Below are 14,630 nucleotides of genomic sequence, written 5' to 3'. Positions count from 1 at the left end.
CTAAGAAGAAGTTCATTTTGCTGGCTACAAGTTTTTTCAGTTTTGGATTTGCTACTACAGCTAGTGTTGGTAGTGAAACTACAGCAATCCCAGTTCTATATCCGATTATTGATTTATGGAAGTATGGTGTAAGTGATAGCTATGGTTATTCGAATTACTTTGTTAGTTCTTCAAATAATATTAGTTCAGAGTCATCAGTAACGAATATTTTGGGAACGTTAAAGTTCACGATAAAAAAGATTATAGATGGACATTTTCAAGCAAAAAATTTGAAATGATGTTCGATTAAATGCACATTGGGATTATTATAGATTTTAAAAAATAATTTATGAAAACAAGAGACCCAATTATAAAATAGAGTCTTTTGTCATATGGTAATTGCTTATGAAATTAAAATTATGTATCATTGGATTCTTCTTTTGTTTGATTGCTACAATTGGTCTGGTCACTATTAGTGATACCGAAATCCCCATACCTTTACCAATTGATGGTGCTTTTTCTATCCAAGGAAAAAGTAATCTTTCTAATAACGAAATATACGAAATGGTTCGTGACTTATCAAAAACGGAAAAGGTTACCATTTACAAGCCAATCGTTCAGAGTTCGGGTCAGTTGAAGTATGTAAATTTTGATGATGTAAATAATGAACAATTAAAGTCAGCACCAATAGTAGGGATGTATTACACACTTGGGAAAATGGATGTAGACAGTTTGAAACCACTTACGATGACTGGACTACAAACAGTATATATGGCTTATCCTTGGTATATAGGAGGAATATTACAATTTACCGGAACTTTAAGAATACTGTTAATGGGTTCAATTTACTTAACTTTATTAGTTGTTTTATTTGTTGTTAGGACGAGGCAGATCAAAGAAGGAGTGATACGGCGTTCTTTGGGCTTGCCTGTATACGACCTTAGAAGAGAGTATGTCATTTCTATTATTTTTGAACTGATTATGATGGCTTTATTGATGATTTCTTACAGCTCTTTTTTGGGTAATGGTTTCTTCACCTATAGTTCTAAGTTATTTTTCTCTCTGCTTTTAACGAATTTTATACTATTTCAAATCATTGATCTTATTACTTTTGTTTTATTTTGGTTGACGATTCAGATTGAAAAGCCCATTGAAATTATCAAAAACAAGGCGAAAAATAAACTTATTTTTGTCGTATGGCTTGTCATCATTTCGATTATCATCCTTGTCTCAGGAATTTTTTTACAAGAAACAAAGAGTAGTCAATCTAGTATTAACATACAGATACAGAATTTAGTACCATGGGACACAGTAAAAGACTGGAGAAGGATTGAATTCCTTGGAATTGAAAGTAACTCTGCTAAAAATGGAGAAGTTAGTGATTCAGATGGTAAGTATCTACAGATAGTTGCTGCCTTAAAAAACTTAGATTTTTTATATATAGAACGATCTTCGGCATATGTTCCAGATTTCATGAAAACTTCACATGTTATAGAAAATTTTTCTAAACAATTAGAAAATGACGGGATAACGAATCCAGAAATAAATAAAGAGTTGATTTATATTAATCAAACAGGTGCTAACCTACAAAATAAAGTGAATGGAACAAACTATCATCTTTTAGATAATAAGATAGCAACTATCTATATTCCTGAGAAGTGGAAAGAAAACCAGAAATCTATTGAGAATACAGTTGTAGCAGAACAATTTATTGGAACAAATTATACAAAAGAACAGCTTGCAGTACAAATAATTCCTGATGGGGAAAAAATTTTTTATTTTAATGAGGATGCTGATAATAATCTTAAAATGAAAGATATTTTACCGCTGGCAAATGTAGCAGATAGCAAAGATAATATAGTTGTTGTGTTAGATACGGACAAAATGATGGAAAATAATAAGTTTTCTTTGGCTAGTAACATACTATATAAATCTCTTTTAGTCCTGAAGCGGTAAAAAAAATAAATGAGATGACTGTCCCGTTGAATTTCTCAATGAATCCAGTAGATGTTTACCAAATTGTGAAATTAAAGATCCAATCCTTAGAGCACCAAATTCTACTATCACAAATCTTGCAGAAGATAATTTACAGTATTGTCTTTATACTCATTTATCAATATGTCCAACTTTTTATTACTCTAAAACAGAATGAATATGTGAAAAAAATCATTTTGGGTCTGTCAAAAACATATATAGCAATTTCAAGTCTCAAATATTTTATGATGACTATTACAATGGTTATTCTATTTACATTTCTTATGACAGGGCAAATAGAGTTGTTATATATTGGAGCGGCTTCTCTGCTAGTTTTGATGTTGTCAATCATAATGAGTTTTAGGAAATTATCTGAAAGCTACACTAAAATTTTAAAAGGAGATGAATCATGACAATTGACCTTTTGAACGTTTCAAAGAGTTTCGGCTCAAAGAAGATCTTTACAGACTTAAATTTAATATTTGAATCTGGAAAAAGCTATGCATTGATTGGAGGTTCTGGCTCCGGTAAAAGTACCCTTCTTAATATTATAGGAAGATTAGAAAAAATTGACAGTGGGAATGTTTTAGTTGATAAACAAGATATTTGGAAGATAAAAGAAAGAACTTTTTTTAAAAATACTGTTGGATATGTATTTCAGAATTATTCTTTAATAGATAACAAAACAGTATATGATAATCTGAGCCTTATCACTAAAGACAAAAAACAATAACTGACGTACTTGAAAAAGTAGGACTGTCAAGTGACTATTTACATCAAAAAATATACGAATTGTCTGGTGGGCAGGCTCAACGTGTAGCTATTGCCAGAATGTTAATGAAACCACGTAAAATTATTTTAGCAGATGAGCCCACAGGAGCTTTAGATGGTGAGATTGGAAAAGAAATCATTCGTTTGTTATTAAATGAAAAAGATGAAGACAAATATGTTATAATAGCGACGCATGATCCAGCTGTCTATAACGAAGTTGATGTGATAATTGACATGAAAGATATAGGGTATAATGTATGAAAAAGATAATTTATATTGCTTTGATCTTTGTAGCTGGGTTACTTGCCTTCTTCTTTTTTGGAAAACAAATGATTACAAAAGAAAATACCATTAAACCAACACTGGAGTTAATAGTCTATACGCTTTCTTCTAGTGATACAGAAAAATGGAATAAAGTGAAACAAGTAGAAACGGAAGAAGCTACATATATCATAACTGTGAAAGAAGTAGCGTCTTCAGAAGAAGTATTTTCAAACATCATTGCAAATGGAGCTGCTGCGGGGTTCGGAGTTCGTGAAGAAGAAGTGAAGCAATTTAATAATAATTTAGGAGACACTATTGAGGACTCTAAGCATAATAAACTCATTGGAATAGAATTTTTTACTTTTTCTAATGCTGACGAGGGATTTGTAGTAGCAAATTTTGACTACGGTAGTGAAGAGTTGAATTCTCAGAAAAAAGATATGAAAGAGTTATATAAAAAAATATATGAATCTTTTAAAGAAAAGAATAAATGATTGTGTTATAATCCTTATATTTTGTTATGGTTTGTTAATTGATTTTTGCATATCTTATTTCAACATACTATAAAATAAAACATAAGAAAACGAGTATCTCCAACTACGGCAATACTCGATTTTTGATATTTAGAAGTGTTTTTTGCTCTGCTTCTTTTATTTCGATTAACGCATGGTTACAAATTCTTCAGATGCAGTTGGGTGAATCGCTACGGTTGCATCAAAGTCAGCCTTGGTTGCTCCCATTTTGATAGCAACAGCAAATCCTTGAATCATTTCATCAACACCGTAGCCAATTCCATGAAGTCCGACAACTTTTTCTTCTGAACCAGCTGTGATCAATTTGAAACGAGTTTCTTGACGATTGCTGGTGCAAGCAGAATACATAGACGTAAAGCTTGATTTATAAACCTTGATTTGGTCTTGACCGTATTCTTTAATAGCTTGCTCTTCTGTCAAGCCAACAGTTCCGATAGCAGGGTGTGAAAAGACGACAGTTGGAATAGTTGAGTAGTCCATTTTTGCAGTTGTTTTTCCGTTAAAGAGACGCTCAGATAATGTACGTCCAGCCTTGATAGCAACTGGAGTTAGTTCTTTTTCGCCTGTCACATCACCTAGAGCGTAGATTCCCTCAACAACAGTATTTTGGTATTCATCTACTTGGATAAAGCCACGTTCGTTCAGAGTCACTCCAGCTTTTTCAAGTTGCAAGCCCTTAACGTTTGGACGGCGTCCTGTAGCCCAGATAACTTGGCTAGCTGTGTGACTAGTACCATCTTCGAAATGAATGGTAATGCCCTCAGCAGTTTTTTCTAACTTGGCAGGGACTTTGTGAGTATGAAGTGGCAAGTTTGTTCTTTCCATTTCCTTTACCAAACCTTCAACGATGTAAGAATCAAAACCACGTAAAGGACGATCGCGGCGAACAAAGAGGTCTGTCTTGACACCAAAGGTGTGGAGTACGCCAGCCAATTCCACAGCGATATAACCAGCGCCTAGAATAGCAACTGACTCTGGCAATTCTTCCCAAGCAAATACATCATCAGAAGAGCCACCTAGCTCAGCACCAGGAATATTTGGAATACTTGGATGGGCACCAGTAGCAATCACAATATGTTTAGCACGAATGAGTTCACCATTTACACTGACAGTATGAGAATCTACAAATTCAGCATGGCCTTCAATCAAGTCTACACCGTTGCGTTTAAAACTGCCATCATAAGAAGAACGAGCGCGATCGATGTAGGCTTCACGATTGCGACGTAGGGTTGCAAAGTCAAAGTTAAGATCAGTAGTTTTAAAACCGTAGTCTTCTCCAAATTGATGGAAAGTTTCAGCGATTTGTGCTCCGTACCACATGATTTTTTTAGGAACACAACCTACGTTGACGCAGGTTCCACCTAGTTTCTTTTCCTCAATAACGGCCGCTTTGGCTCCATGTTCACCAGCACGATTCATGGTAGCAATTCCTCCGCTACCTCCACCGATAGCAATGATATCATATTCTCTCATTGAAAACTCCTTTGTACTCCTTTAAATAGTAGAGTGTCATTTTTTGATAGTCATATTCTATCTTTTTTTTGATGTGATTGCAAAAATCTGCTACGTTCAAAAAAAATTAAAGAAAAGGCTTGCAAAAATGGGAAATAAAGTGTACTATATAACTAGTACAATAACGATAAAAATAAATTCCGAACAATAATTGAATCCCGAAATGTCATTATTTCGTTCTGAATTGTTATTGTTTGTATTTGGTAGTTTTTGTATAATATTGTTAAGGACTTTAAATCAAAAAGGAGTTTCATTATGAAAAAGAATCGTAAGGCTAAAAAGTGGCAATTGTATGCAGCAATCGGTGCTGCAAGTGTTGTTGTATTGGGGGCTGGGGGCATTTTGCTCTTTAGACAACCTTCTCAGACCGCTGTAAAAGATGAGCCAACTCATCTTGTTGTTGCTAAAGAAGGAACCGTGGCATCCTCTGTTTTATTATCAGGGACAGTCACAGCAAAAAATGAACAATATGTTTATTTTGATGCTAGTAAGGGAGATTTAGATGAAATCCTTGTTTCTGTGGGGGATAAGGTTAGTGAAGGACAGGCTTTAGTTAAGTATAGTAGTTCAGAAGCACAGGCGGTCTATGATTCAGCGAGCCGAGCAGTTGCGAAGGCAGATCGTCATATCAACGAACTCAACCAAGCACGAAATGAAGCAACTTCAGCTCCGGCTCCACAGTTGCCAACACCAGCAGGAGGCGAAGGAGCTGCAGCGCAAACTCCAGCTCCAGTCTCAGGAAATACAGTGTCATCTATTGATGCGCAACTAGGTGATGCTCGTGATGCTCGTGCAGATGCAGCAGCACAATTAAGTAAGGCTCAAAGTCAGTTGGATGCCATGACGGTTCTCAGTACCTTAGAGGGAACTGTGGTCGAAGTCAACCGTAATGTTTCTAAATCTCCAACTGGAGCTAGCCAGGTGGTAGTTCATGTCGTTAGCAATGAAAACTTGCAAGTTAAGGGGGAACTATCTGAATATAACCTTGCCAACCTCTCTGTAGGACAAGAAGTAACCTTTACTTCTAAAGTTTACCAAGATAAGAGCTGGACTGGTAAGATTAGCTACATTTCTGATTACCCTAAAAACAATGCTGAAGCAGCAAGTGCAGCTACTGCCGCAGCAGGTGGTAATTCTGGTTCTAAATATCCATATACCATCGATGTTACAAGTGAAATCGGTGATTTGAAACAAGGATTCTCAGTAAGTGTTGAGGTCAAGAATAAGAGTAAAGCCATTTTGGTTCCTCTAACAAGTGTTGTGACTGAAAATGATAAGAACTATGTCTGGGTGCTTGACGAGCAGAAAAAGGCCAAGAAAGTGGAAGTTGGTTTGGGCAATGCTGATGCAGACAACCAAGAAATCACTACAGGTCTGACAAATGGAGTCAAGGTCATCAGTAACCCAACGTCTTCTCTAGAGGAAGGAAAAGAGGTGAAGGCTGATGAAGCAACTAATTAGTCTAAAAAATATCTGCAGAAGCTACCGTAACGGTGACCAAGAACTGCAGGTTCTCAAAAATATCAACCTAGAAGTGAATGAGGGTGAATTTGTTGCCATCATGGGACCATCTGGTTCAGGTAAGTCAACCCTCATGAACACCATTGGGATGTTGGATACTCCTACAAGTGGTCAGTATTTTCTAGATGGCAAAGAAGTAGCCGGTCTGGGTGAAAAACAATTAGCCAAGGTTCGAAATCAGGAAATCGGCTTCGTCTTTCAACAATTCTTTCTCTTGTCCAAAATGAATGCCCTCCAAAATGTGGAACTTCCTCTGATTTATGCAGGAGTTGGTGCTTCAAAACGTCGCAAATTAGCAGAAGAGTATCTGGAAAAGGTTGAGTTGACTGAGCGTAGTCATCACTTACCTTCGGAGTTGTCAGGTGGTCAGAAGCAAAGAGTTGCCATAGCGCGTGCACTTGTTAACAATCCTTCGATTATCTTGGCAGATGAGCCTACTGGAGCTTTGGATACTAAAACTGGAAATCAGATTATGCAGCTTTTAGTTGAATTAAACAAAGAAGGAAAAACCATTATTATGGTTACGCATGAGCCTGAAATCGCTGCTTATGCCAAACGCCAGATTGTCATTCGTGATGGCGTCATTTCATCTGATAGTGGTCACGTAGAAAAGGAGGAAAACTAAGATGCAGAATCTGAAATTTGCCTTTTCATCTATCATGGCTCACAAGATGCGTTCTTTCTTAACTATGATTGGGATTATCATTGGTGTTTCATCAGTTGTTGTGATTATGGCTCTGGGGGATTCTATGTCTCGTCAGGTCAATAAAAATATGACCAAGTCACAGAAGAATATCCATGTCTTTTTCTCACCTATTAAAAGTAAAGATGGTTCTTTTACCCAAAAACAATCAGCTTTGACAGTCTCTGGGAAAGAAGAGGAAGTTCCTGTGGAACCACCAAAACCACAAGAAGCTTGGGTCAAGAAGGCTGCTAAAGTTAAAGGTGTAGATAGTTACTATGTAACCAACTCGACCAATACCACCTTGTCTTATAAAGACAAAAAAGTGGATCGTGCTAGCTTAACAGGTGGAAATATTACTTACATGAAGGCGGTTGAAAATGAAATTGTTGCAGGCCGCAGTTTCATAGCTCAGGATTATAAAGATGTGGCCAGTGTCATTTTACTAGACCAAGAACTTGCTAATAGTCTGTTTGGGTCAGCTCAAGAAGCTGTTAACCAGATTATAGATGTCGGTGGCTTTAGTTATCGTGTCATTGGTGTCTATACTAGCGATGAGGCCAAGACTGCCAAGACTTTTGGTATTGGTGGACTTCCGATTACGACTAATATTTCTCTTGCCAACAACTTCAATATGGATGAGATTTCTGATATTGTCTTCCGTGTTAATGATACCAGTTTGACACCAACTGTGGGACCAGAATTAGCTAGAAAATTGACCGAAATTGCTGGTCTTCAGCAAGGGGAGTATCAGGTGGCAGATGCGACTGCAGCCTTCCAAGAAGTACAACAACTTTTTGGATTTATAACTACGATTATTAGTGCCATTGCAGGAATTTCCCTTTTTGTTGGAGGGACTGGTGTTATGAACATCATGCTGGTTTCGGTGACGGAGCGTACTCGTGAGATTGGTCTCCGTAAGGCCTTGGGTGCAACTCGTGCCAATATTTTAATCCAGTTTTTGATTGAATCCATGATTTTGACCTTGCTTGGCGGAGTTATTGGTTTAACCATTGCGACAGGCTTAACCGCTATAGCTGGTATACTATTACAAGGTTTGATTGCGGGTATAGAGGTGGGAGTATCAATCCCAGTTGCCCTATTCAGTCTTGCAGTTTCGGCTAGCGTGGGTATGATTTTTGGAGTTTTGCCAGCCAACAAGGCATCGAAACTTGATCCAATTGAAGCTCTTCGTTATGAATAGAATCAACAAGATGGACACTTGTCTATCTTGTTTTTGTATGGATTTCTCTATCGAAAATCCTTAAAAATGTGATATAATGAAGTGTTAGAAAAACAGGTTTCATTTGCCTGGAAAGGAAAAATTATGTCTGAAAAGAATTTTTATATTACAACGCCGATTTACTATCCATCTGGAAAACTTCATATCGGATCTGCCTACACAACCATCGCCTGTGATGTCTTAGCGCGTTACAAACGCCTGATGGGTTACGATGTCTTTTATCTTACAGGTCTTGATGAGCACGGTCAGAAAATCCAGCAGAAAGCAGAAGAAGCTGGAATTACTCCTCAAGCCTATGTTGATGGAATGGCAGTTGGAGTTAAAGAACTCTGGCAATTACTCAATATCTCATACGATAAATTTATCCGTACAACTGATGACTACCATGAAAAAGTAGTAGCTCAAGTATTTGAGCGCTTGCTTGCTCAAGATGATATCTATTTGGGTGAATATTCTGGTTGGTACTCAGTATCAGATGAGGAATTCTTTACAGAAAGCCAGCTTGCAGAAGTATTCCGTGATGAAGCTGGAAATGTAACTGGCGGTATTGCTCCATCAGGTCACGAAGTAGAATGGGTTTCTGAAGAATCATACTTCCTTCGTCTCAGCAAATATCAAGATCGTTTGGTAGACTTTTTTAAAGCTCATCCTGAATTTATCACTCCAGATGGTCGTCTGAATGAAATGCTTCGCAACTTCATCGAGCCAGGTTTGGAAGATTTGGCAGTTTCTCGTACAACCTTTACATGGGGTGTTCCAGTACCATCAAATCCAAAACACGTTGTCTACGTTTGGATTGATGCCCTTCTTAACTATGCGACAGCTCTTGGCTACGGTCAAGACGAACATGGTAACTTTGACAAGTTCTGGAATGGAACAGTCTTCCACATGGTAGGAAAAGACATCCTTCGTTTCCACTCAATCTACTGGCCAATCCTTCTTATGATGTTAGATATCAAATTGCCAGATCGTTTGATCGCTCACGGTTGGTTCGTCATGAAAGACGGCAAAATGTCTAAGTCTAAAGGAAATGTCGTTTACCCTGAAATGTTGGTAGAGCGTTATGGACTAGATCCACTTCGTTACTACCTCATGCGTAGCCTTCCAGTTGGTTCAGACGGAACCTTCACGCCTGAAGACTATGTAGGCCGTATCAACTACGAATTGGCCAATGACCTTGGAAACCTCCTCAACCGTACGGTTTCTATGATTAACAAGTACTTTGATGGGCAAATCCCAGCCTATGAAGAGGGCGTGACAGAGTTTGACCATGCTCTTGCTCAAGTAGCTGCTGAATCAATTGCTGATTACTATAAATACATGGAAGCAGTTGACTACCCACGTGCACTTGAAGCAGTCTGGACTCTGATCTCTCGTACTAACAAATACATCGATGAGACAGCTCCATGGGTCTTGGCAAAGGATGAAGCTCTTCGTGACCAATTAGCAAGTGTCATGAGCCACTTGGCAGCCAGTCTTCGTGTCGTTGCTCACTTGATTGAGCCATTTATGATGGAAACCAGTCGTGCAGTTTTGAATCAACTTGGTCTAGCAGAAGTTTCTAGCCTTGAAAACTTGAGCTTGGCTGACTTCCCAGCAGATGTGACTGTAGTTGCCAAAGGAACACCAATCTTCCCACGTCTGGATATGGAAGAAGAAATCTCCTATATCAAGGAACAAATGGAAGGCAATAAACCAGCAGTCGAAAAAGAGTGGAACCCAGACGAAGTTGAACTAAAACTAAACAAGGAAGAAATCAAGTTTGAAGACTTTGACAAGGTCGAAATCCGTGTCGCAGAAGTCAAAGAAGTGTCTAAAGTAGAAGGTTCAGATAAGTTGCTTCAATTCCGCTTGGATGCTGGTGATGGTGAAGATCGTCAAATCCTCTCAGGAATTGCCAAATACTATCCAAACGAACAAGAATTGGTCGGCAAGAAAGTCCAAATCGTTGCCAACCTCAAACCTCGTAAAATGATGAAGAAATATGTCAGCCAAGGGATGATCTTATCAGCTGAACATGATGGAAAATTAACCCTTCTCACAGTTGATCCAGCTGTACCAAATGGAAGTGTGATTGGGTAAAAGTAAAACACTAAAGTCAGTTGAAAGAAAAGTCCTTAGACTACAAGTTTCTAAGGACTTTTCTTTGTTGACTAAACTGAGATTTTCATTGATGGGATTCGTATTATGTATGGTCGCAGACAATAACCACAAATATACTCACTAAGTTCTAGACAAGTAAGCTGGGTTCATGAGTGGCAACTGGAAGTTGACATTGGCTTGGATCTGAAAAAACACGGGGAAAAAGTCGCTTGCCCCTCAAAAGAAAGCGAAAATCGAAAAAAATTCTACGTTGAAAAGTCATGTGGAAGTTGCTTTTAGAACTTACCTTTATTTTTCTATCTTTATTAGAGTGACTTCTAATGTAGAAGTATAATAGATTTTTTGGTATAATAAAAGTTATGGAAATTGAAAAAACCAATCGCATGAATGCGCTCTTTGAATTTTATGCGGCGCTTTTGACAGATAAGCAAATGAATTATATCGAGCTCTATTACGCTGATGATTATAGCCTTGCCGAAATTGCCGAGGAATTTGGTGTCAGTCGTCAGGCTGTTTATGATAATATCAAGCGGACAGAAAAGATTCTGGAAGATTATGAGATGAAATTGCACATGTACTCGGACTACATTGTCCGCAGTCAGATTTTTGACCAGATTTTGGAGCGCTATCCCAAGGATGACTTTCTGAAGGAGCAGATAGAAATTTTAACAAGCATTGATAATAGAGAATAAGAGGAAGAAAAATGGCATTTGAAAGTTTAACAGAACGTTTACAGAACGTCTTTAAAAATCTACGTAAAAAAGGAAAAATCTCTGAATCTGATGTCCAAGAGGCAACCAAAGAAATTCGCTTGGCCTTGCTTGAGGCCGACGTTGCCTTGCCTGTTGTAAAGGACTTTATCAAGAAAGTTCGTGAGCGTGCAGTTGGGCATGAGGTCATTGATACCCTTAATCCTGCGCAACAAATTATTAAAATAGTTGATGAGGAACTGACAGCCGTTTTAGGTTCTGATACGGCAGAAATTATCAAGTCACCTAAGATTCCTACAATCATTATGATGGTTGGTTTACAGGGGGCTGGTAAAACAACTTTTGCTGGTAAATTGGCCAACAAACTCAAGAAAGAAGAAAATGCTCGTCCTTTGATGATTGCGGCGGATATTTATCGTCCTGCGGCTATTGACCAGTTGAAAACTCTGGGTCAACAGATTGATGTGCCGGTTTTCGCTCTTGGAACAGAGATTCCAGCTGTTGAGATTGTTCGTCAAGGTTTGGAACAAGCCCAAGCTAACCATAATGACTATGTCTTGATTGATACGGCAGGTCGTTTGCAGATTGATGAGCTTTTGATGAATGAACTTCGTGACGTGAAAGCACTAGCTCAACCAAACGAAATTCTCCTCGTGGTTGATGCCATGATTGGTCAAGAAGCGGCCAATGTTGCGCGTGAGTTTAATGCTCAGTTGGAAGTCACTGGGGTCATCCTTACCAAGATTGATGGGGATACTCGTGGTGGTGCGGCTCTATCGGTTCGTCACATCACTGGAAAACCAATCAAGTTCACTGGTACAGGTGAAAAAATTACAGATATCGAAACCTTCCACCCAGACCGTATGTCTAGCCGTATCCTTGGTATGGGGGATATGCTTACTCTTATTGAGAAAGCTTCTCAAGAATACGATGAGCAAAAAGCCCTTGAAATGGCTGAGAAGATGCGTGAAAACACCTTTGATTTCAATGATTTCATTGATCAGTTGGATCAGGTGCAAAACATGGGGCCGATGGAAGACTTGCTCAAGATGATTCCAGGTATGGCTAACAACCCAGCCCTTCAAAACATGAAGGTAGATGAACGCCAGATTGCGCGCAAACGTGCCATTGTGTCTTCCATGACACCTGAAGAACGTGAAAACCCAGATTTGCTAAATCCAAGCCGTCGCCGTCGTATCGCTGCAGGTTCTGGAAATACCTTTGTCGAAGTCAATAAATTCATCAAGGACTTTAACCAGGCTAAACAGCTCATGCAGGGTGTTATGTCTGGGGATATGAACAAAATGATGAAGCAAATGGGAATCAATCCAAACAACCTTCCTAAAAATATGCCAAATATGGGAGGAATGGATATGTCTGCCCTTGAAGGAATGATGGGACAAGGTGGGATGCCTGACTTGTCAGCTCTCGGAGGAGCAGGAATGCCAGATATGGGCCAGATGTTTGGTGGTGGACTAAAAGGTAAAATCGGTGAATTTGCCATGAAACAGTCTATGAAACGCATGGCTAACAAAATGAAAAAAGCGAAGAAGAAACGTAAATAAAAAAGGAAAGCAGAAGTGCTTTCCTTTTTGATATAGCATATGTGCTTTCTATGATTAGGCAATTTTCTTAATCGAAAAATTGACTAAATAGAAAGAGAGATTTCAAACCCTTGCATCCATTCGGAATTTACTGTGATTTCGATTTTTAAAGCATCTGCTAATTGTTTGACTAGATAGAGCCCCATACCTGTTGATTTTTTCCTTGTATCACCTGAATCACCTGTAAAGCCTTTTTCAAAGATATGAGGAAGGTCACAAGCTTTAACTCCGCAACCATTATCCCTAATAATCAGACTTGTGCGCCCCTTATCCTTTGACATAGAAATACTGAGTTCGGGCTTGTCAGAGCTATATTTAAGGGCGTTGGCGAGGATTTGAGAGAGGATAAATTCAAAACTGCGTTGATCGGTGTAGCAGATTCCTTGTATGTTCTCTAGCTGAATCGTAAATTTCTTTTCTTTGAGCAAGGGATCAAAGTTTTCCAAAAGATCTTGGATACACTCTTGGAGGTCAAGGTCTTCAAATAGAAAATCATTTTTTTCACTTTTCACCCTGTAATAGAATAGTATCTGTGATACATTTCCTTGGATTTGATTTTTCACATAGTCCAACTTAAAAGTTGTATCCTTTGGCAACTGGTCACTTTGATTGTCCAAAAGGAGGGAAAGAAGCGATAGAGGGAGTTTGATTTCATGAGCCCATTTTTCAACATAGTCCTCGTATTCGGCTAGTAATGAGTTGAGTTTTCCTATTTCCGCTTGCCTTTGGTAAAGCGCATTTGCGATTTCTTCGATGCTTTCTTTCTCTGAGGCACTTGATAAACGCAATAATTCCAGCTCAGTATCGACCTTGGGATTGGCTATGAAGGCTTTATAGGCAGCGGATTTTTTTCTTTCTTTTCTTATCAGTAGGAATGATAGGATGAAAAAGAGCAGGACAGTAGCTAAAAGATAGAGAATGATGAGGGCTTGAAACTTTCTCACGTCTGAAAGCCAAAGCAGGACAGCTGTGAATAAATCAAATGCTAAGAGAACAAGTAACCAAGGCAGATAGGTAGCCAAATATTTAGGATTCTGTTTCATATTCCCTTTCCTCTTCCAATTTGTAACCGATACCTCTGACGGACTTGACTTGAAGTGCAATACCAGCCTGTTTCATCACCTTTTTGAGTCTTGCAATATTTACTTGAAGGGCATTTTCATCGATGAACTCAGTTGTATTCCACAGTTTCATGCTTAGTTCTTCTTTTGTGACGACAGAATCAGTTGCCACTAATAAAGTTTCTAACAATTTCCCTTGATTTTGGGGGAGTAAAATCGAGTGTCCATTGATATAAAGGGTATAGGTCTGTCTATCAAGCAGAAAATTATCTTTTTCAAGTAGATTTTGTCTGCCTTCATAGCGTTTCAAGATATTTTCTATACGTGCCAAAAATCTTTCTTTCTTGAAAGGCTTTGTTAGATACTCATCTGCCCCTAATTTCAGGGCGTAGATTTCATCTTTTAATTGTTCACGGGAAGTGAGAATCAATATAGGGACAGAGCGTTTTGACTTGAGATTTTTACAAATTTGAAAACCTGTTTCTCCTGGCAAATTCAAATCCAGTATGATTAGATCTGTATCGTATTGCAGCACTTGCTGGCTTGTATCTTTGAAGTCAGTCAACTTATCAACTTGATAACCCGCTTTCTCTAACAAGATGACAATTTCATCTCGAATCAAGGCTTCATCTTCAATAACTAGAATATGCTTCATATCGGTTCCTCCTTTTCC

11 protein-coding genes and 2 pseudogenes are annotated in these 14,630 nt (G+C 38.3%); 10 read left to right on the top strand and 3 right to left on the bottom strand.

Features of this window, described 5'->3' with window-relative positions; all coding sequences use genetic code 11:
• The 4 genes and pseudogenes from LG372_RS09045 to LG372_RS09030 all read left to right on the top strand — a co-directional run.
• Positions 1-278 (top strand): hypothetical protein (locus tag LG372_RS09045; RefSeq protein ID WP_225742646.1); only part of this gene is annotated, 278 nt, incomplete at its 5' end.
• A gap of 106 nt (positions 279-384) precedes the next feature.
• Positions 385-2,366 (top strand): annotated as a pseudogene (locus LG372_RS09040) (ABC transporter permease).
• Positions 2,363-2,985: pseudogene (locus tag LG372_RS09035) on the top strand (ATP-binding cassette domain-containing protein). The pseudogenes LG372_RS09040 and LG372_RS09035 overlap by 4 nt, the downstream one beginning before the upstream one ends.
• Positions 2,982-3,482, top strand: coding sequence for a hypothetical protein (locus tag LG372_RS09030; RefSeq protein WP_225742645.1), 501 nt, complete (start codon positions 2,982-2,984; stop codon positions 3,480-3,482). Before LG372_RS09035 ends, LG372_RS09030 begins: the two are co-directional and overlap by 4 nt.
• Before the next feature lie 165 nt (positions 3,483-3,647).
• On the opposite strand, the gene gor is transcribed toward LG372_RS09030, so the two are convergent.
• Complete coding sequence (gene gor, locus LG372_RS09025) at positions 3,648-4,994, bottom strand: glutathione-disulfide reductase (RefSeq protein ID WP_033681668.1); 1,347 nt, start codon at positions 4,992-4,994, stop codon at positions 3,648-3,650.
• A gap of 291 nt (positions 4,995-5,285) precedes the next feature.
• Here gor and LG372_RS09020 point away from each other — a divergent pair, with 291 nt between their 5' ends.
• The 6 genes from LG372_RS09020 to ffh all read left to right on the top strand — a co-directional run bounded on the left by LG372_RS09020 (position 5,286) and on the right by ffh (position 12,857).
• The gene (locus tag LG372_RS09020) at positions 5,286-6,494 is read left to right on the top strand and encodes an efflux RND transporter periplasmic adaptor subunit (protein ID WP_225742647.1); all 1,209 of its coding nucleotides are present in this window, start codon (positions 5,286-5,288) and stop codon (positions 6,492-6,494) included.
• On the top strand, positions 6,478-7,179 hold the full coding sequence (locus LG372_RS09015) for an ABC transporter ATP-binding protein (RefSeq protein ID WP_049493428.1): 702 nt from the start codon (positions 6,478-6,480) through the stop codon (positions 7,177-7,179). Before LG372_RS09020 ends, LG372_RS09015 begins: the two co-directional genes overlap by 17 nt.
• Before the next feature lies 1 nt (position 7,180).
• Positions 7,181-8,440 carry an ABC transporter permease gene (locus LG372_RS09010; RefSeq protein ID WP_225742644.1) on the top strand — a complete coding sequence of 420 codons (1,260 nt, stop codon included), beginning with the start codon at positions 7,181-7,183 and terminating at the stop codon, positions 8,438-8,440.
• A 123-nt stretch (positions 8,441-8,563) separates the two neighbouring features.
• Positions 8,564-10,561 carry a methionine--tRNA ligase gene (metG, locus tag LG372_RS09005; protein WP_225742643.1) on the top strand — a complete coding sequence of 666 codons (1,998 nt, stop codon included), beginning with the start codon at positions 8,564-8,566 and terminating at the stop codon, positions 10,559-10,561.
• 380 nt (positions 10,562-10,941) lie between these two features.
• The gene (locus tag LG372_RS09000; protein WP_004260758.1) at positions 10,942-11,274 is read left to right on the top strand and encodes a putative DNA-binding protein; all 333 of its coding nucleotides are present in this window, start codon (positions 10,942-10,944) and stop codon (positions 11,272-11,274) included.
• An 11-nt stretch (positions 11,275-11,285) separates the two neighbouring features.
• Positions 11,286-12,857 carry a signal recognition particle protein gene (gene ffh, locus LG372_RS08995; RefSeq protein WP_225742642.1) on the top strand — a complete coding sequence of 524 codons (1,572 nt, stop codon included), beginning with the start codon at positions 11,286-11,288 and terminating at the stop codon, positions 12,855-12,857.
• Between the two features lie 83 nt (positions 12,858-12,940).
• Here ffh and LG372_RS08990 read toward each other — a convergent pair whose 3' ends face one another.
• Both LG372_RS08990 and LG372_RS08985 read right to left on the bottom strand, forming a co-directional pair.
• Positions 12,941-13,939, bottom strand: a complete 999-nt coding sequence (locus tag LG372_RS08990) for a sensor histidine kinase (protein ID WP_115904270.1) — start codon at positions 13,937-13,939, stop codon at positions 12,941-12,943.
• On the bottom strand, positions 13,923-14,612 hold the full coding sequence (locus tag LG372_RS08985) for a response regulator transcription factor (RefSeq protein ID WP_061590096.1): 690 nt from the start codon (positions 14,610-14,612) through the stop codon (positions 13,923-13,925). The genes LG372_RS08990 and LG372_RS08985 overlap by 17 nt, the downstream gene beginning before the upstream one ends.
• Positions 14,613-14,630 lie beyond the last annotated feature (18 nt).

Source organism: Streptococcus sp. Marseille-Q5112, from assembly GCF_916700555.1.
In the GTDB taxonomy this organism is placed as follows: domain Bacteria; phylum Bacillota; class Bacilli; order Lactobacillales; family Streptococcaceae; genus Streptococcus; species Streptococcus symci.
The sequence above is the reverse complement of the archived record's forward strand: the minus strand, read 5'-3'. Positions and strand labels throughout refer to the sequence as shown.